The sequence below is a fragment of the Candidatus Methylobacter oryzae genome (assembly GCF_003994235.2).
GTDB classification, from domain to species: domain Bacteria; phylum Pseudomonadota; class Gammaproteobacteria; order Methylococcales; family Methylomonadaceae; genus Methylobacter_A; species Methylobacter_A oryzae.
Genome location: NZ_RYFG02000108.1, coordinates 1 through 14,312 on the forward strand (window position 1 = coordinate 1; position 14,312 = coordinate 14,312).

Sequence of the window (14,312 nt, forward strand, 5' to 3'; positions counted from 1 at the left end):
TTATTTTTCTTATCACGGGCGGGCCTTCCGTTGCCTAGGGTTAGTTCATGCCTCATATTCTATACCGGCTGTCAATGCGTAAGTTCTATAACAAACTTCTTGTGGAGTTGTTAAAGCAGCGCGCTAAGGCATCAAAGGCCATATGTAAGGTTGATATATCCTGGCTTTGAGTTAGTGCTAGTAAATCCTGTTGTAGACCAACAGAGTCAGACCAGATAGCGGCTATCATACCCCCGAAACAATAAGAACCTTTGAAACTAAAGGTTCGTTTATTATCCAGCTTTATCCAGTTAATAAAATCTTCACGACCGACCCAATTTTTGCCTATACGCTCCACTGCCGGTAATGCATTTTTTTCAAACAATTCTTCAATGTCTTCATTTCTATAATCCTTCTCTCTTTCAAACCACCTACACAAACAAGCCAAAACTTGTTTAGAGGTATCGGCTATTTCGCTTAAATCCGAAATTTCGGCCAAACACTGTATAGCAAGTATTAATGCCTCGTTTTGCTCCCGACTCTCTAATTCCTCAGTCAATATGGCATCAATCAGCAGCCCGGCAAATTTGGCATCGATCATGCCGCAGATCAGGCGCAGAATTTCATGCCAAACATCATCCTGGTAATGCTGTAAAAACAAGGTTTTTAAGTCGTCTTCCGATAGCTCCTGTTTTTTCTCAAAACGTTGCACAATCTCAGCGGCACAAAAATATTCCAAAAAAGTTCTATGTACGAAACCGTATGAATCGGTACCATAAAAACACAAAATAAAATTGCGGATGTGTAGTTGTTTTATGATGACTCGGCTTAACTGCGTAGCTTTTGCAGATGGTTGTTTCCAACGCTGGATTAAATAATCGGTTATAGCTTGTTGTAGTTCTTCACTCTGAATTACATTTCCAGATAAGCCACTGGGAGCTTGCTGCATTTTTACTGCGATGCGCCGTAATAAATCCAACTTGTCGGTATCGAGCATAAAGTTGGCGTGTGAGTCAGTAATTTTATGTCCGGTGACATCCCAATGATGGCATAACACTTTTGCTGCATGTTCATATAACAATACTCTGTCACGCGGCAATTCCTGATGCTTGGCGATAATAGCGATAATGGTCAATAACAGTGGATTGCCAGCCAATTGAGCTATGGCGGGTGAATGTTCAACGGCTAATTGAATACGTTGCAGACGGTTGGTTACTTCTTGCGGGTGATCTTTGAACACCAGCTGATACCAGCCTTGGGCAAAAGCGTGAATTTGAGGAAGCGATAAGTCCTGTAGCGTATATTCGCTAAATCCGGCATGACGTAAAGCCGCGCCGTCAAAACCGATGATACGAGATGTTACCAGGATTTTGGCTTTGGGATAATCGTTGCCGAAACCGATAATTTCCTGGGTTATTTTTTCGCGTTGAGCAAGATCGAATATTTCATCCAGCCCATCGAACATGACCAAGGCAGAACGGTTTTTTAATTGCTTTTTCAATTCCTGATGATTGAGCGCGTAGCCTTCCGATTTGCCAAGGTAATGGAAGTAATCCAGAAAATTATCGCAGTGCTTGCCCGTGACTGCCGCTATATAGGAACGCAGCTCAATCAATAACGGCAAATGCCCTTTTAACGGCTCCAGCCAAGTGTCATTTTTGGGCGGATTTAAACAGCTGAGTAATAAATAACGTACTAAGCTGGATTTACCTGAGCCAGGATCGCCTAATACGATCAGTTTATGTCGGGTGAAAATATCCAAAACCGGTTTTGAGCTTTGTTGTACCCAGCTTTTTTGGAGCCGCGCAAACTCATCGTTACGAAAAGCTTCCGGTGAGTTTTTGATGTTGTCTTGATTTTGTAATTGTTGCCAGCGTTCTTTGGGTAGTTCGCTGGGTGGGCGGCTTTCTTTGACAGTTTGCGGCATAAACACATCTTGCAGCATTAGCCGGGTGTCGTTGTCATCCCGTGTTGGCGGCGTTAATGCTGATAAATCCAGGACTTTGTAACGCTCGCTCAATCGGGCTTTGTATTGATCTAGATCGAAATCCGGCCAAGCGCCACGCAGGGCTTGTAAATAATTGGCGGAGTCTTGGCTTAATTGAGCAAGGTAAAGGCTGCGTAAATCGGGTGAGACGATACTTTGTTTCTGTACGCGTTTGACATACAACTTGCAGATTTCTTGTATGTCAAAGTTTTCCGGCAAGGCTTGCAGATCAAGTTCTTGCCAGCGTTGATGTAACAGCTCGCTGTTAAGCTGATACTGGCTTCCCGTATCGCTTAACGGTTTTAATAATTCTTCGGCGACTTGTTCATCTTTAACATAACGTTCTAAATCATGATTATAGTGTTGGAAGAAATCCCGTAAGGCTTGGTCTTCATAATCCATCGCCGAAAGACTTTTCATGACGGATAGTAACCATTGTTCACAAAGCTCTTCAATGCAAAGCTGAATCTGGTTTTGCTGAGCTTTGTTGTTTTGGTGGGCGGATACTTTTTTGCTCAGAAATGTGGCGCTCAAGCTACCCGCTACCTTAACGGCGGCTGGTTTTAACAAAGTTGTTTCAATTAGCATGTTGTGTCCTTGGGTCAACATTTAGCCACTCGGATGGGGTAAAAAAACCTCGTCAAGCTCACAGTGGATTTAGTAAAAGGGAAAAACAATAGTGATTGGAGTGTTTGCAGTGCCGAATTAACGAACAAAGTTCAAAGTTATAAAGAAACTTAACCGCTATGTTATTTAGCAGACAGTCTACGGCGCAAAAGGCAGTTTGCCAATAACGATTAATTTGAGCAGAAAAGAAATTGTCTAAATTCTGGCTCTAGCGAAATTGAATCAGTCTGGCACACATGCTCTAATGTGTATTGTTTATAAGATCATTACACAAGGTCAATACGATGCGAACCAATATAATCATTGACGACACCCTAATGGCCGATGTTTTAAAAGCGACGGGAGCAAAATCCAAGCGCGAAGCGGTAGAGCTCGGTTTAAAAGCCTTGTTGATGCTGAAACAGCAAGAGGGCATTAAAGCTTTTAAAGGTAAATTAAAATGGGACGGCGACTTGGAGCAAATGAGGACTGACCGTTGATTCTGGTCGATTCCAGTGTTTGGATCGACTACTTCAACGGCACGGAAACATTGGCAACCAAGAAGCTGGATAATTTACTGGGCGTTCAGCCGGTATGCACCGGGGATTTGATTCTGGCTGAAGTGCTGCAAGGGTTTAGATCGGATTCCGATTATCAGACTGCAAAAAACTTGCTTTGTTCCTTGCCAGTTCATGCCATGTTGGGCGTAAACCTGAGTTTAAAAAGCACAGAGAATTTCAGGCTGTTGCGTAAACAAGGCATTACGATCCGCAAAACCATCGATACGATGATTGCCACTTTCTGCATTGAAAACGAACTACCGCTACTGCATTCGGATAAGGATTTTCAACCTTTTCAGCAATTTTTAGGTTTGCAGGTCGTATAACCAATCCTTGCCTCAAGCCAAAGTAATCTCTATGATTTTACTTTTACTCGATCGATAACATCATCAAGAGGTTTGTATGATTTCGGCTAAATTATCCAGCAAGTTCCAGTTGGCGATACCTAAATCCATTCGGGATCAACTTGACCTGAAAGCGGGGCAGCAGTTTACGCTGATCGCTAAAGGCGACATTATTGAGTTGGTTCCGGTTCGTTCATTGTCCGCGGCTAGAGGCAGTTTTAAAGGTTGCAATCCTGACGATTACAGGGATCATCAGGATAGAATCTAATGGCGGCGCTGGTCGATACCTGCTGCTGGATAGAATGGTTAACCGACGGCCGGTTAGCGGATGCCTTTGCGCCGTATTTGGCAGAGCCGGCTGAATTGATTGTTCCCACTACGTTGCAATTTGAACTTTATAAATGGGCGAAACGGGAAAAAAGCGAAGTTGAAGCCCTGGATGTTATCGCTCTAACCGAACAAGGACGGATCTTGTCATTGACGACCCGGTTAGCCCTGTATGCGGCAGACCTAGCTTTGCAACATCAATTATCGTTTGCCGACGCGATTATTTATGCTTCCGCAAGAATGGTCGATGTGCCGCTGGTAACGGCGGACGATCATTTTAAGGATTTGCCGGAAGTCATTTATTTCTCGAAAAAACGGACAACTCAACAACAATAATAAAGAATCTGACTGATGAATAATTTACTAAAAAACTCCATCTGGGTACTGGTTGCGGCGCTCGGTGCGGCAGCCGTCGGCGGGATTGCTTTAAACCGCGGCGAGCATATCAATACGCTGTGGTTCATCACCGCCGCTTTGTGCATTTACGCGATAGCCTACCGTTTTTATGCGGCATGGATTACCGCCACGGTGCTGGCGGTTGACGAAACGCGGGCGACGCCGGCCGAACGTTTAGATAACGGCCGCGATTTTGTGCCGACTAATAAATGGATCGTGTTCGGACACCATTTTGCCGCGATTGCAGGACCGGGGCCGCTGGTCGGGCCGACGCTGGCCGCGCAGTTCGGCTATTTGCCGGGCACGTTGTGGATTTTGTTCGGTGCGGTGCTGGGCGGTTGTGTGCAGGATATGGTGACGTTGTTTTTGTCGACCCGGCGCGATGCGAAAAGTTTGGGGCAAATGGCGCGCGAAGAGCTCGGCGCATTGGGCGGCACGGCGGCGCTGATCGGCACGTTCGCGATCATGATCATCCTGATTGCGGTGCTCGGCTTGGTCGTCGTCAATGCGATGAAGCACAGCCCATGGGCGACCGCGACGGTGTCGGCGACGATTCCGATTGCGATGATAGTCGGTTTGTATATGCGCAATTTCCGACCCGGCCAAGTGCTGGAAGCCTCGGCGTTGGGTGTGATTTTATTGTTGCTGGCGGTCATGGGCGGCGGTTGGATCGATCACAATCCTACTTTGCGCACTTGGTTCGATCATGAAGGCTTGATACTGGCTTGGTGCGTGATGGCTTACGGTTTCGCGGCCGCGATTCTGCCGGTTTGGTTGTTGCTGGCGCCGCGCGATTATCTGTCGACTTATGTAAAGCTCGGCACGATTACTCTGTTGGCGGTGGCGATTATCATGTTGCAACCGACTGTGAAAATGCCGGCGTTGACGCAGTTCATCGACGGCACCGGGCCTATTTTCGGCGGCAAGTTGTTCCCGTTTGTGTTCATCACGATTGCTTGCGGCGCGATTTCCGGCTTCCATTCGCTGATTGCGTCCGGCACCACGCCGAAACTGCTCAGCAATGAACGCGAGATACGCATGATCGGCTACGGCGGTATGTTATTGGAATCTTTTGTGGCGATCATGGCGATGATGGCCGCGACGGTGCTCGATCCGGGTGTGTTTTTTGCGATCAACAGCCCGGCCGGCGTGGTTGGCAAAGAGGCTGTCGATGCGGTTGCCAAAATTTCCTCATGGGGCTTTCCGGTCACAGTCGACCAGATGCAGCTTCTAGCCAGTCAAATGGGCGAGGCGACGTTGTTTGCCCGGACCGGCGGCGCGCCGTCTTTGGCTGTCGGCATGGCGAGTATTTTCGGCAGCGCGTTCGGCGAGAGCATGCTGGCGTTGTGGTATCACTTTGCGATTATGTTCGAGGCTATCTTTATATTGACTACGCTGGATGCCGGCACCCGCGTCGGCCGTTTCATGTTGCAGGACATGCTCGGCAATATCTGGCCGAAACTGGGCGAGACTTCGTGGACGCCGTCGGTCGTTTTGACAAGCGGGTTGGTTGTCGCAGGTTGGGGCTATTTTCTGTATATCGGTGTGATCGACCCGAACGGCGGAGTCAATATTCTGTGGCCGCTGTTCGGTATTGCCAATCAAATGCTGGCCGCGATTGCGCTGTGTGTGGCGACCGGTATTTTGGTTAAATCCGGTAAGCTCAAATACGCCTGGGTGACGGGTGTGCCGTTGGCGTGGTTGGTGACGATTACTACCACTGCTGCATGGGAGAAAATCTTCAGCGATAACATCCGTATCGGTTTCTTTTCCGCGGCTAACGATCTGGCCGGCAAACTGGCCGCTGGCGCGCTGCCTCCTGAGAAAGCGGCCATTGCGCCGCAGTTGATCTTTAACCAGCAATTGGACGGCTGGCTGACTTTGTTTTTTGTCGCGTTGTTGTGGCTGATTGTGTTCGATATGTTGCGCGTTTGCAGCCGTTATCTGGCCGGGAAACCAGTATTGCCGCTGGCGGAGGCGCCGCATTGTCCAAGCCAATTAATTGAAGATTGGGTGAGGGATTGATGTTGGGCAAATTCAAAGCGTTTTGGCAGGGCGTTCGCCGTTTGTCCGGCGACGACGCTTACGAACGTTATTTACAGCATCATGCCGAACATCATCAAGGCGATACGCCGTTAAGCAAAGAAGCATTTTTCAAGCAATGGCAGGATGAAAAATGGAATGGGGTTAAGCGGTGTTGTTAGCTAGGTAGGTTTTTTTATTCACCACGAAGGCACGAAGAGCACGAAGGAATAAAACTTCGTGCTCTTCGTGCCTTCGTGGTGAAATCTTTAAAATTTTAATAAGGTTCTTTGGTTTATGACGACTCACGCCCAACACCCCAATCGCCAAACCCTCTATGTCGCCGTGGCTCTGGTGCTCGGCATCATTGTTGGCGAGCTGCTTAACCTGACGCTGGCCGGAACCGATGCAATGAAACAGGTCATCGGGATCTTTGCCGCGCTGACCGATATTTTCCTGCGTCTGGTCAAGATGATTATCGCACCATTGGTTTTTTCGACGCTGGTTGTCGGCATGGCTAAAATGGGCGATATTCAGACCGTCGGGCGAGTCGGCATCAAAGCGATGGTGTGGTTTTTTTCGGCGTCGATTTTCAGTTTGCTGTTGGGCATGCTGCTGGTGAATGGCTTTGAACCGGGCAGTTCGTTGCATATGGCGCTGCCTGAAGCCGGGGCTAAAACCGGCTTGCCGCAAGCCGCGCCGACACTGAGCAATTTTGTTGGTCACATGTTTCCGAAAAGCATTATCGAAGCGATGGCGGCTAACGAGATTTTGCAGATCGTCGTGTTCGCAATGTTTTTCGGCATGGCCTGCGCGTCGCTGGACGAACTGGCTCACCCGACCGTCAAGTTGCTCGATTCGTTGACGCACATCATGCTGAAAGTCACCGGCTATGTGATGCATACTGCGCCGGTTGCGGTGTTTGCGGCGGTCGCTGCGGTTATCGCGCAAAACGGTATCGGCGTGTTGTTGTCTTACGGACGCTTTATCGGGGAGTTTTATTTAGGGTTACTGCTATTGTGTGTTTCACTGGGTTGCGTCGGCTTCCTGATTTTAGGGCATAAAACCCTGTCGTTGATTCGGCATATCCGAGAACCAATGTTGCTGGCTTTCGGTACGGCCAGCAGCGAGAGCGCTTATCCAAAACTGTTGCAGCAATTGGAACGCTTCGGTTGCGACGAGAAAGTCTGCGGGTTGGTGTTGCCGCTGGGTTATTCGTTCAATTTGGACGGCAGCATGATGTATATGACGTTTGCGGTGCTATTCATTGCCCAGGCTTACGGCATCGATATGGCGTTGGGCGACCAGCTGATCATGCTGTTGGTGCTGTTGTTCACCAGCAAAGGCGTGGCTGGCGTACCCAGGGCCTCGCTGGTTGTGATTGCCGCTACTTTGTCGATGTTTAATATTCCCGAAGCCGGTTTACTGTTGTTGCTGGCTGTCGATCAGGTGTTGGATATGGGACGTAGCGCGACTAATGTGTTCGGCAATAGCATGGCGGCCGCGCTGGTCAGCCGGTGGGAGAAAGCGCTGCGATAGTGTTTTCGGTTGTCGGCAAAAATCAGAAATTTAGACTACAGCGCCATTGGGAAGCAGGTGTTCGCCTGCTACTTCGGACAATTCCTCCAAAATAGCCATGCGCGTTTCGATCAGTTCATGAAGGTGTTTGGCGCGCGGTTGCGGCATCGTAATTTGCCATTCGCGGACGATACGTCCCGGCGTGTCTCCCATCAGTATAATGCGGTCGCCTAATATAAGCGCTTCGTCTATATCGTGAGTGACCAATAATACGGCGTTACGGCGATGAGCGATCAATTTCAGCAGTAATTGCTGCATATTGAGCCGCGTAATTGCATCAAGCGCGCTGAACGGTTCATCCATCAACAAAATATCGGGACTTTTAACCAAGGCTCTTGCCAATGCGACCCGTTGCGCCATCCCGCCCGATAATTGATCCGGATAAACATCAGCGGAATCACGTAATCCAACCCATTGCAAGACTGTATCCGTTTGCGTTTGAATTTCAGCCTGGCTGATTTTGGATTCGCGATGTAAGGTCAACGGAAAAGCGGTATTTTGATGCACGTTGAGCCAAGGCAATAAGCAAGGGGCTTGAAATACCAAGCCAATGCTTGCATCCGGTTTATGAAGCGGTTTGCCTTTAAATAGAATTTCACCGCCGTTGACCGGGTGTAATCCGGCTAAAGCTTTCAATAGTGACGATTTACCGCAGCCGCTCGCGCCGAGCAGACAAATGACTTCGTGCGCTTTAACTTCAAAATTGATATCGGCAAAGACTTGCCGATTGCCTTGGTAAGCTTTCGATAGGTTGTTGATTTGCAATAAGGGCGTATTCAATGACTGATGCCTCGCTGTGCCAGACAGGCTAATTCACTGCGTAGATGTTTAATTGCAGGGGTGACAATCGCAATAAAATAGGCTTCGCGGAGTTTTCGTTGCGCTGCCGAATGCGTCAGGTAACCTTTCGCGCCCTGATGCAGCATGGCCGCTTGTGCGGCGCGTAAAGACAGCTCGCCGCCTGCCAGGCGTACTTTTAAGACGTCGGGCAGAATTTGAGCATTTGGATCGCTATCCAATAGCGCCGCCAAACGGTAGGTTTCCCGATGGGCCGATTCCAGAAGCACTGATAAATCATCGGCTTGATCGTCAAGGTACTGGTTGATCGATGACTGCGCTGAACCGACTGCCGCAATCAGGTCGATGCAGCTGCCGATTAATCCCAGCCCCATGCCCATCTGGCCCAGAATCATTCCCGGTTTAATTTTTGCCAGATAAGCCGCCGAATCTTCGGCATGCGCCAGCACGCGGTCATCGCTAATCCGGCAATCCCTGAACTGGCAAGCCAGCGTTCCCGTTCCTTCCAGTGCGGTGAAATGGGTGCCTTCCACCAAACGAAAACCTTGCTGATTGCAATCGACGACAAAAAACACCAAGCGTCCGTCATTTTCTAACGGACAACCGGTAACGAAATAATGTCCTTTGCCAAGGTTCGACACCCACGGTAAATTGCCGTTGATCACGTAGCCTCCGGCAACACGATGGGCTTTCAGTAAGGAGCGTTCAATGTCGGCATTGGCTTTTAAGGTGTTAGACAGCCCTGTCCCGCCGAGCAAGCGGCCGCAAGCCAGATGAGCTAAAAGCTCGTTTTTAACTTTGTCGTTCTCGGAGAGTTGCAGGTAGCGCAGGCAAGCGGTTTGGCACCATATTAAGAACGCTGAAGACAGGCAGACTTTAGCCGTTTCCTCCATGACTTCTATGCTGTGGGCCAAGCCTAAACCGTTGCCTCCGTAAGCAGGGGAAACGACGCCTGCAAACCCGCCCAAAGCGCCTAACGAATGCAAAAAATCCTGCGGATATTCACCTTCAAGATCGATTGCCGTCACGCGCGGTTTTAACCGGTCGGCAATTAAGTGCTTAATATCGGTCATCGCCGGTAATTGATGGTGCAGAGAATCGTTGTTGATAGAGCTCGTTGCATTCATAAAGTCATTGATGTTGATGATTGATAAGGTGAGGGCGGGTTTACATGGCTTGTCAGTTTGACGAGACTTCAACCGCAACAGCGTTGCGTAAAGTGTTCGCAACCGGCGACCATTGGTTGGCGTGAGCAATAATGTCTTGTAATTCCTCGTGCGAAGCGTTGCCTTCAACGCTGATGTTGACGCGAATTGCTGTAAAGCCCAAACGCTTTTCCAACGACAAATCGCCGACGCCCCAGACCGCGGTAACGTTAATATCGCCTTCCAACGCTAATTCCAATTTGCTTAAAGCAATGCCGCGCGCGGTTGCATTGGCATGAATCCCTACCGACAAACAAGCGCCTAAAGCCGCTAGTAAGGCTTCCGAAGGATTAGGCGCGGTGTCTTCGCCGAGTAAGTGCGGCGGTTCGTCAATGACGTAAGGTTCCAAGTTGCGAATGTAGGTTAAATTGCGGAACTGCCCTTCGCAGACGGTCTTTGCTTTCAAGGTGACGAACGCATCGGGATTGGCTTTACCTTTTTCGGACAAGTCGGCTAAACCGGACTGATCAATCGGACGGAGCAAATCAGGGTACAGGCAAGCGGTATTTTGGTTAGTCATAAATATTCTCGTATTAGATTTAAAATTGAATGAGCCGATATTTTATTTTTTGCCTAAATGGATGGAAATGTGCGGGAATCGCAATATTCTGTTCATTCGTCTGTTTATTTTGTGCCGGCTTTAATTCAACGCATTTCTGCGATGATGAACAAAATGCCTTATAAAAAGACGCGCGGACAGGTCGAGTAAATAGCCGATTAAACCGATCACTAAAATGACCGCCATCAATTCCGGGTAAGCCAAGCGATCGCGGGTATCGAGAATAAAATAGCCAAGGCCCGCGCTGACGCCGAGCATTTCGGCCGGAACCAGTACAATCCAAACGATGCCGATAGCCAGACGGATGCCCGTTAACGCATGCGCGACAATCGCAGGAACGATGATGCGCGTGACCGTCTCCCAACGGCTTGCGCACAGGCTTTTTGCCAAGGTTAGCCAGCACGGATCGACGGCATGCACACCGGCCGATACGTTCAGCATGATCGGCCAAACCGCCGCGATGGTGAGCAGGAAATAAACGGGCGCATCGCCGATGCCGAAAACCATAACCGCCAACGGCATCCACGAAATCGGTGAAATCATGCGGATAAACTGAAACAAAGGACTTGTCGCTTTTTCCAGCCGTCTGGATAAACCGACAATGAGGCCAAGAGGAATCCCGACTAATAAAGCAAATAACAGACTTAGCAACACCCGCTGCAAGCTGACAGCGGCATGGGTAAATATTTCGCCGGATTGCAATAGCTGTAATAATGCACGAAAGCAGGCGTCGGGCGCGAAGCCGGCCAAGATTGTGTTCTCGCTTAAGAATGGACTTGTTCCTAACCACCACAAAAACACGGCAATGAAAATACCCGATAGAGCCAGCAATGTTGAGTTGCCAAGCCGCTTTATGCGCGGGCTAAAAAGCTGGAACCTGGGCACCCGAATATCGATCGGCAGCGCGCTCATGCCAGATTTTCCTTACGCAACAGCGAATCGGGTAAATCAAAGGCTTTAGCGCCGCCCGCTTTTTCAATGGCCTTGCGCACAAAACGGTCGTCGACCAAATCCTTGGCAACAGCGCTTGGATTAAGCCCGTTCAAAAACTTCACATCGCCTTCAACATGGGTCAGTTTTAGCAAACGTACCAGTTCTTCGGTATAAGAAGGATAAGGAAACGGCTGGAAATCGATGCGCCGTTGTTGCCAATCCACATGCTGCAAAGCGCCCTGTTGACTATAAGTATCAGCATCGTAATGAGAAAGCGCTCGTTCAAGGACAGCTTGCGGATGCGGCGTGTAATTGTTGCCGCTTTCTTTCGATAATATTTGCGCGGTTTCCTGGCGGTTTTCGCGTATCCAGCGCTGCGCTTTGACAATCGAATTAACGACGCCTTGTGACCATTCCGGACGCAGTTCCAAATCCGCTTCGCGCATAAACACGACGCAGCATGCGTGCGATTGCCAAACATCGCCGGTAAATCGGAGAATTTTGCCGACTTTTAAATTTTCGGCGGCCGCATTGAAAGGTTCGGCAACGATATAGCCGGCAATACTGCCGTTAGCCAATGCGGAAAGCATGTCGGGCGGAGGCATAATAACTAATTTGACTTCATTGGCTTTACCTGAAAATTTGGAAACGGCAACCAGACCTTCTTTTCGCAATAAGTGTTGCAGGATGACGTTGTGGATTGAAAACCAAAATGGTACCGCAACGGTTTTGCCTGCCAGATCACGCAAGTTATTGACGTCAGGTGCAACCGTCAGCGCCGAACCGTTCACATGATTCCAGGCAACGATTTTTGCCGGGAATTTGCTGCCATAGCGGACCATCAGCGTTGTCGGCGCCAACAAATGAATAACGTCGATTTGTCCGGCCAAGAACGCTTCAACCAGTTGCGGCCAGGCGCGGAAAAGTTTGGGTTGTTCCACGTCAAGGCCTTCTTCGGCATAGAATTTTTTCGCATGCGCAACCAGAAAAGGCGACGCATCGGTAATCGGCAAATAACCGATCCGCAACGGGTGTAAAGTGCCAGCGCCGTCAGCCGTTGCCGCTCGCGTTATTTTATTCGGCAATAACGCGGCCGCGCCCAGCACGGCGGTTAATTGCATAAAGTCGCGCCGCGACATTGAGCAGCATGAACAGGCTCCCAATTGATGTAAGTCTTGATCGTTTTGCGGAGTGACGGGGGGGGATTTTTTTCGCATGGTTTTATCCTTTAAAAGCTCGCATTAAATTCCACAAAAGCAAAATCGGCGTCTCGCTTGTTGCGATAAAAATTGTCTACATAATTACCGCCGAAAGCATGGGCGTAGTAGGCTGTCCAAGATAATTGCTTGGTGATGTTATGAGTGAAACTCACATCGACCAGTTCGCCTATCGTGCTGTTGCCGGTTGCCGGACGGCCCAAAAAACCGAAGGAACTGTCTTGTGAGCCGGCGCCGGAACCCGCGTAGAACAAGTCGTTGGTTTCGTCTAACGACAAATGGTGAAAATCGATACCGACTTTTGTTGTCGATGTTGGCGTGACAATGAACTGTGCGAAAGCATCGTTCAGGTTCATCAGGTTAAAAAATGGGAACTTGGCATAAAGACGGATGGTTGGTAAAACCTGAAAGAAAGTGCCGTGTTTGCCGTCCCTTGAGTTGCTGTCGCCGGAGCCTTGAAAATAGCCGCCTCGCAACCAAGGCTTTAACGGTAAATCGGTGAATTGATAGCCCGCTTCTATATCGAAAGCGTAGGCTTGCTGGCTCAGGTTGCCCCAATCGCCGAATTGATAAGCTCCCCAAAGCAAACCGTCGACCGCTCCCGGTCCTAGTTTCTGTACTGTCAGCCAATGGGTGCCGATAGTGTGGATTTGCAGACTTTGCTGGCTTAACAGCGGTCTTTGGTTGGCCGCCCTGTTATCGATAACCTGAGTGTTGCGGTTGTCGCCGTAATATAAATAGAACAGCCGGCTTTCAGTGCCCGCTAACAGCGCATCTTTTTTACTGGTGAGCGCGGCATAAACAAGATCGATTTTGCTGATTTCATCTTGCGCATTTAAATTAAAGCCGCCTTGAGTCGGATGCGTTGCGCTTGCGGTGAAATTGTATTTAGGCTGGTCGTAACCTACCGATACGCCGTCGAAATTTCGTGTGGCGTGGGCAAAATCAAACGTGCCCAGCAAGCGTTGCGAAACCCTCGTTAATTTGAGCGTGTCGAATTTTGCATCCCCGGTTTTGTATTCCAAACCGTCCTGCACTTCAAAGCGGCCTAATTTCAGATTGGCCCCTTTAAAACCTAAGGGTGTTAATTTGAAATTCAAATAAGCCTGTTTCAGGTGCACGTCGCTGGGCGAATCGTTACGATTGTTTTCGGTGTAATACAAAGCACCCAGGCCTAATGCGCCGCCGGGTGTTGCAAACGCATTGTTAGGCAAGCCGTAAATGCCGCTGTATTCGCCTTGCACATAGCCGTCGACATATTGGCTGGTGCCCTCTAAACCTAAACGGGCTCTAAGTCCCCAAAAATCATATTCATTGTTATTGCTCGCTCCGACAGGCTGGAAAAAATCGTAGGCTTCGTAGCGTGCGCGAAATTCACCGGTAAGGCGAAGATTATCGGTTAGCTGTCCTAATGGCTTTTCAGCAGGTGTTTCCGCTGCTTTAACAGCATGAGCGTAAAAACTAAGGGATAGAATTCCCAAGAAAATCGGGAAGGATGACTTACCGGATGATTTTAGATCTGTTTGCCCGCGCTTTAAGTCGGTTGTTGATTTGCAAACATGCATGATATTTCTACCTTTATACTTATAAAATTTAGTAGGTTGAAATTCTATTGAGGTTGGGTATTTATTAAAATGTTCATAAATCCCGATATTCTGCTTGTTCGTCTACTTTTTGCTTCCGGTATATAAAACTGTAAAACTCCGCAATCATCCGGTTGCATATCTGCTAGCTGATGACCATACCCCTTATCATTTCGGACATATAAGTTTCTATGCGGACAGGGATATGTTTGTCGGCG

General features: G+C 48.9%; 14 protein-coding genes. 7 read left to right on the top strand and 7 right to left on the bottom strand.

Annotation, left to right across the window (positions count from 1 at the left end; all coding sequences use genetic code 11):
* Positions 1–85: 85 nt before the first annotated feature.
* On the bottom strand, positions 86–2,554 hold the full coding sequence (locus tag EKO24_RS15025) for an NACHT domain-containing protein (RefSeq protein ID WP_127028207.1): 2,469 nt from the start codon (positions 2,552–2,554) through the stop codon (positions 86–88).
* A 323-nt stretch (positions 2,555–2,877) separates the two neighbouring features.
* Here EKO24_RS15025 and EKO24_RS15030 point away from each other — a divergent pair, with 323 nt between their 5' ends.
* The 7 genes from EKO24_RS15030 to EKO24_RS15060 all read left to right on the top strand — a co-directional run bounded on the left by EKO24_RS15030 (position 2,878) and on the right by EKO24_RS15060 (position 7,760).
* The gene (locus EKO24_RS15030; RefSeq protein ID WP_127028208.1) at positions 2,878–3,072 is read left to right on the top strand and encodes a type II toxin-antitoxin system VapB family antitoxin; all 195 of its coding nucleotides are present in this window, start codon (positions 2,878–2,880) and stop codon (positions 3,070–3,072) included.
* Positions 3,069–3,458, top strand: coding sequence for a type II toxin-antitoxin system VapC family toxin (gene vapC, locus EKO24_RS15035; protein WP_127028209.1), 390 nt, complete (start codon positions 3,069–3,071; stop codon positions 3,456–3,458). Before EKO24_RS15030 ends, vapC begins: the two co-directional genes overlap by 4 nt.
* Before the next feature lie 76 nt (positions 3,459–3,534).
* Positions 3,535–3,744 carry an AbrB/MazE/SpoVT family DNA-binding domain-containing protein gene (locus EKO24_RS15040; RefSeq protein WP_127028210.1) on the top strand — a complete coding sequence of 70 codons (210 nt, stop codon included), beginning with the start codon at positions 3,535–3,537 and terminating at the stop codon, positions 3,742–3,744.
* Positions 3,744–4,139 (top strand): type II toxin-antitoxin system VapC family toxin, encoded by a 396-nt coding sequence (locus tag EKO24_RS15045; RefSeq protein WP_127028211.1) that lies wholly within the window; start codon positions 3,744–3,746, stop codon positions 4,137–4,139. Before EKO24_RS15040 ends, EKO24_RS15045 begins: the two co-directional genes overlap by 1 nt.
* Positions 4,140–4,154: 15 nt before the next feature.
* Positions 4,155–6,224 carry a carbon starvation CstA family protein gene (locus EKO24_RS15050; protein ID WP_127028212.1) on the top strand — a complete coding sequence of 690 codons (2,070 nt, stop codon included), beginning with the start codon at positions 4,155–4,157 and terminating at the stop codon, positions 6,222–6,224.
* On the top strand, positions 6,224–6,403 hold the full coding sequence (locus EKO24_RS15055; protein ID WP_196240029.1) for a YbdD/YjiX family protein: 180 nt from the start codon (positions 6,224–6,226) through the stop codon (positions 6,401–6,403). Before EKO24_RS15050 ends, EKO24_RS15055 begins: the two co-directional genes overlap by 1 nt.
* Before the next feature lie 115 nt (positions 6,404–6,518).
* A complete protein-coding gene (locus EKO24_RS15060; protein WP_127028214.1) occupies positions 6,519–7,760 on the top strand; it encodes a dicarboxylate/amino acid:cation symporter in 1,242 nt (413 codons plus the stop codon).
* A 30-nt stretch (positions 7,761–7,790) separates the two neighbouring features.
* Here the strand turns inward: EKO24_RS15060 and EKO24_RS15065 are convergent, their stop codons facing one another.
* The 6 genes from EKO24_RS15065 to EKO24_RS15090 all read right to left on the bottom strand — a co-directional run bounded on the left by EKO24_RS15065 (position 7,791) and on the right by EKO24_RS15090 (position 14,076).
* Positions 7,791–8,579 (bottom strand): ABC transporter ATP-binding protein, encoded by a 789-nt coding sequence (locus EKO24_RS15065; protein ID WP_206667288.1) that lies wholly within the window; start codon positions 8,577–8,579, stop codon positions 7,791–7,793.
* Positions 8,576–9,724 carry an acyl-CoA dehydrogenase family protein gene (locus tag EKO24_RS15070; RefSeq protein WP_206667289.1) on the bottom strand — a complete coding sequence of 383 codons (1,149 nt, stop codon included), beginning with the start codon at positions 9,722–9,724 and terminating at the stop codon, positions 8,576–8,578. The genes EKO24_RS15065 and EKO24_RS15070 overlap by 4 nt, the downstream gene beginning before the upstream one ends.
* A gap of 52 nt (positions 9,725–9,776) precedes the next feature.
* A complete protein-coding gene (locus EKO24_RS15075; protein WP_127028216.1) occupies positions 9,777–10,322 on the bottom strand; it encodes an OsmC family protein in 546 nt (181 codons plus the stop codon).
* 120 nt (positions 10,323–10,442) lie between these two features.
* Positions 10,443–11,273: an ABC transporter permease gene (locus EKO24_RS15080; protein WP_127028217.1), complete on the bottom strand. Its 831-nt coding sequence runs from the start codon at positions 11,271–11,273 to the stop codon at positions 10,443–10,445.
* Positions 11,270–12,511 carry an ABC transporter substrate-binding protein gene (locus tag EKO24_RS15085; RefSeq protein WP_206667290.1) on the bottom strand — a complete coding sequence of 414 codons (1,242 nt, stop codon included), beginning with the start codon at positions 12,509–12,511 and terminating at the stop codon, positions 11,270–11,272. The genes EKO24_RS15080 and EKO24_RS15085 overlap by 4 nt, the downstream gene beginning before the upstream one ends.
* An 11-nt stretch (positions 12,512–12,522) precedes the next feature.
* Positions 12,523–14,076: an alginate export family protein gene (locus EKO24_RS15090; protein WP_127028218.1), complete on the bottom strand. Its 1,554-nt coding sequence runs from the start codon at positions 14,074–14,076 to the stop codon at positions 12,523–12,525.
* Between the last annotated feature and the right edge of the window lie 236 nt (positions 14,077–14,312).

Bases quoted from the DNA above. Each gene is read 5' to 3' on its own strand.
- EKO24_RS15025 (WP_127028207.1), bottom strand. From the start codon at position 2,554: ATGCTAATTGAAACAACTTTGTTAAAACCAGCCGCCGTTAAGGTAGCG.
- EKO24_RS15030 (WP_127028208.1), top strand. From the start codon at position 2,878: ATGCGAACCAATATAATCATTGACGACACCCTAATGGCCGATGTTTTA.
- EKO24_RS15040 (WP_127028210.1), top strand. From the start codon at position 3,535: ATGATTTCGGCTAAATTATCCAGCAAGTTCCAGTTGGCGATACCTAAA.
- EKO24_RS15045 (WP_127028211.1), top strand. From the start codon at position 3,744: ATGGCGGCGCTGGTCGATACCTGCTGCTGGATAGAATGGTTAACCGAC.
- EKO24_RS15050 (WP_127028212.1), top strand. From the start codon at position 4,155: ATGAATAATTTACTAAAAAACTCCATCTGGGTACTGGTTGCGGCGCTC.
- EKO24_RS15055 (WP_196240029.1), top strand. From the start codon at position 6,224: ATGTTGGGCAAATTCAAAGCGTTTTGGCAGGGCGTTCGCCGTTTGTCC.
- EKO24_RS15060 (WP_127028214.1), top strand. From the start codon at position 6,519: ATGACGACTCACGCCCAACACCCCAATCGCCAAACCCTCTATGTCGCC.
- EKO24_RS15070 (WP_206667289.1), bottom strand. From the start codon at position 9,724: ATGAATGCAACGAGCTCTATCAACAACGATTCTCTGCACCATCAATTA.
- EKO24_RS15075 (WP_127028216.1), bottom strand. From the start codon at position 10,322: ATGACTAACCAAAATACCGCTTGCCTGTACCCTGATTTGCTCCGTCCG.
- EKO24_RS15080 (WP_127028217.1), bottom strand. From the start codon at position 11,273: ATGAGCGCGCTGCCGATCGATATTCGGGTGCCCAGGTTCCAGCTTTTT.
- EKO24_RS15085 (WP_206667290.1), bottom strand. From the start codon at position 12,511: ATGCGAAAAAAATCCCCCCCCGTCACTCCGCAAAACGATCAAGACTTA.
- EKO24_RS15090 (WP_127028218.1), bottom strand. From the start codon at position 14,076: ATGCATGTTTGCAAATCAACAACCGACTTAAAGCGCGGGCAAACAGAT.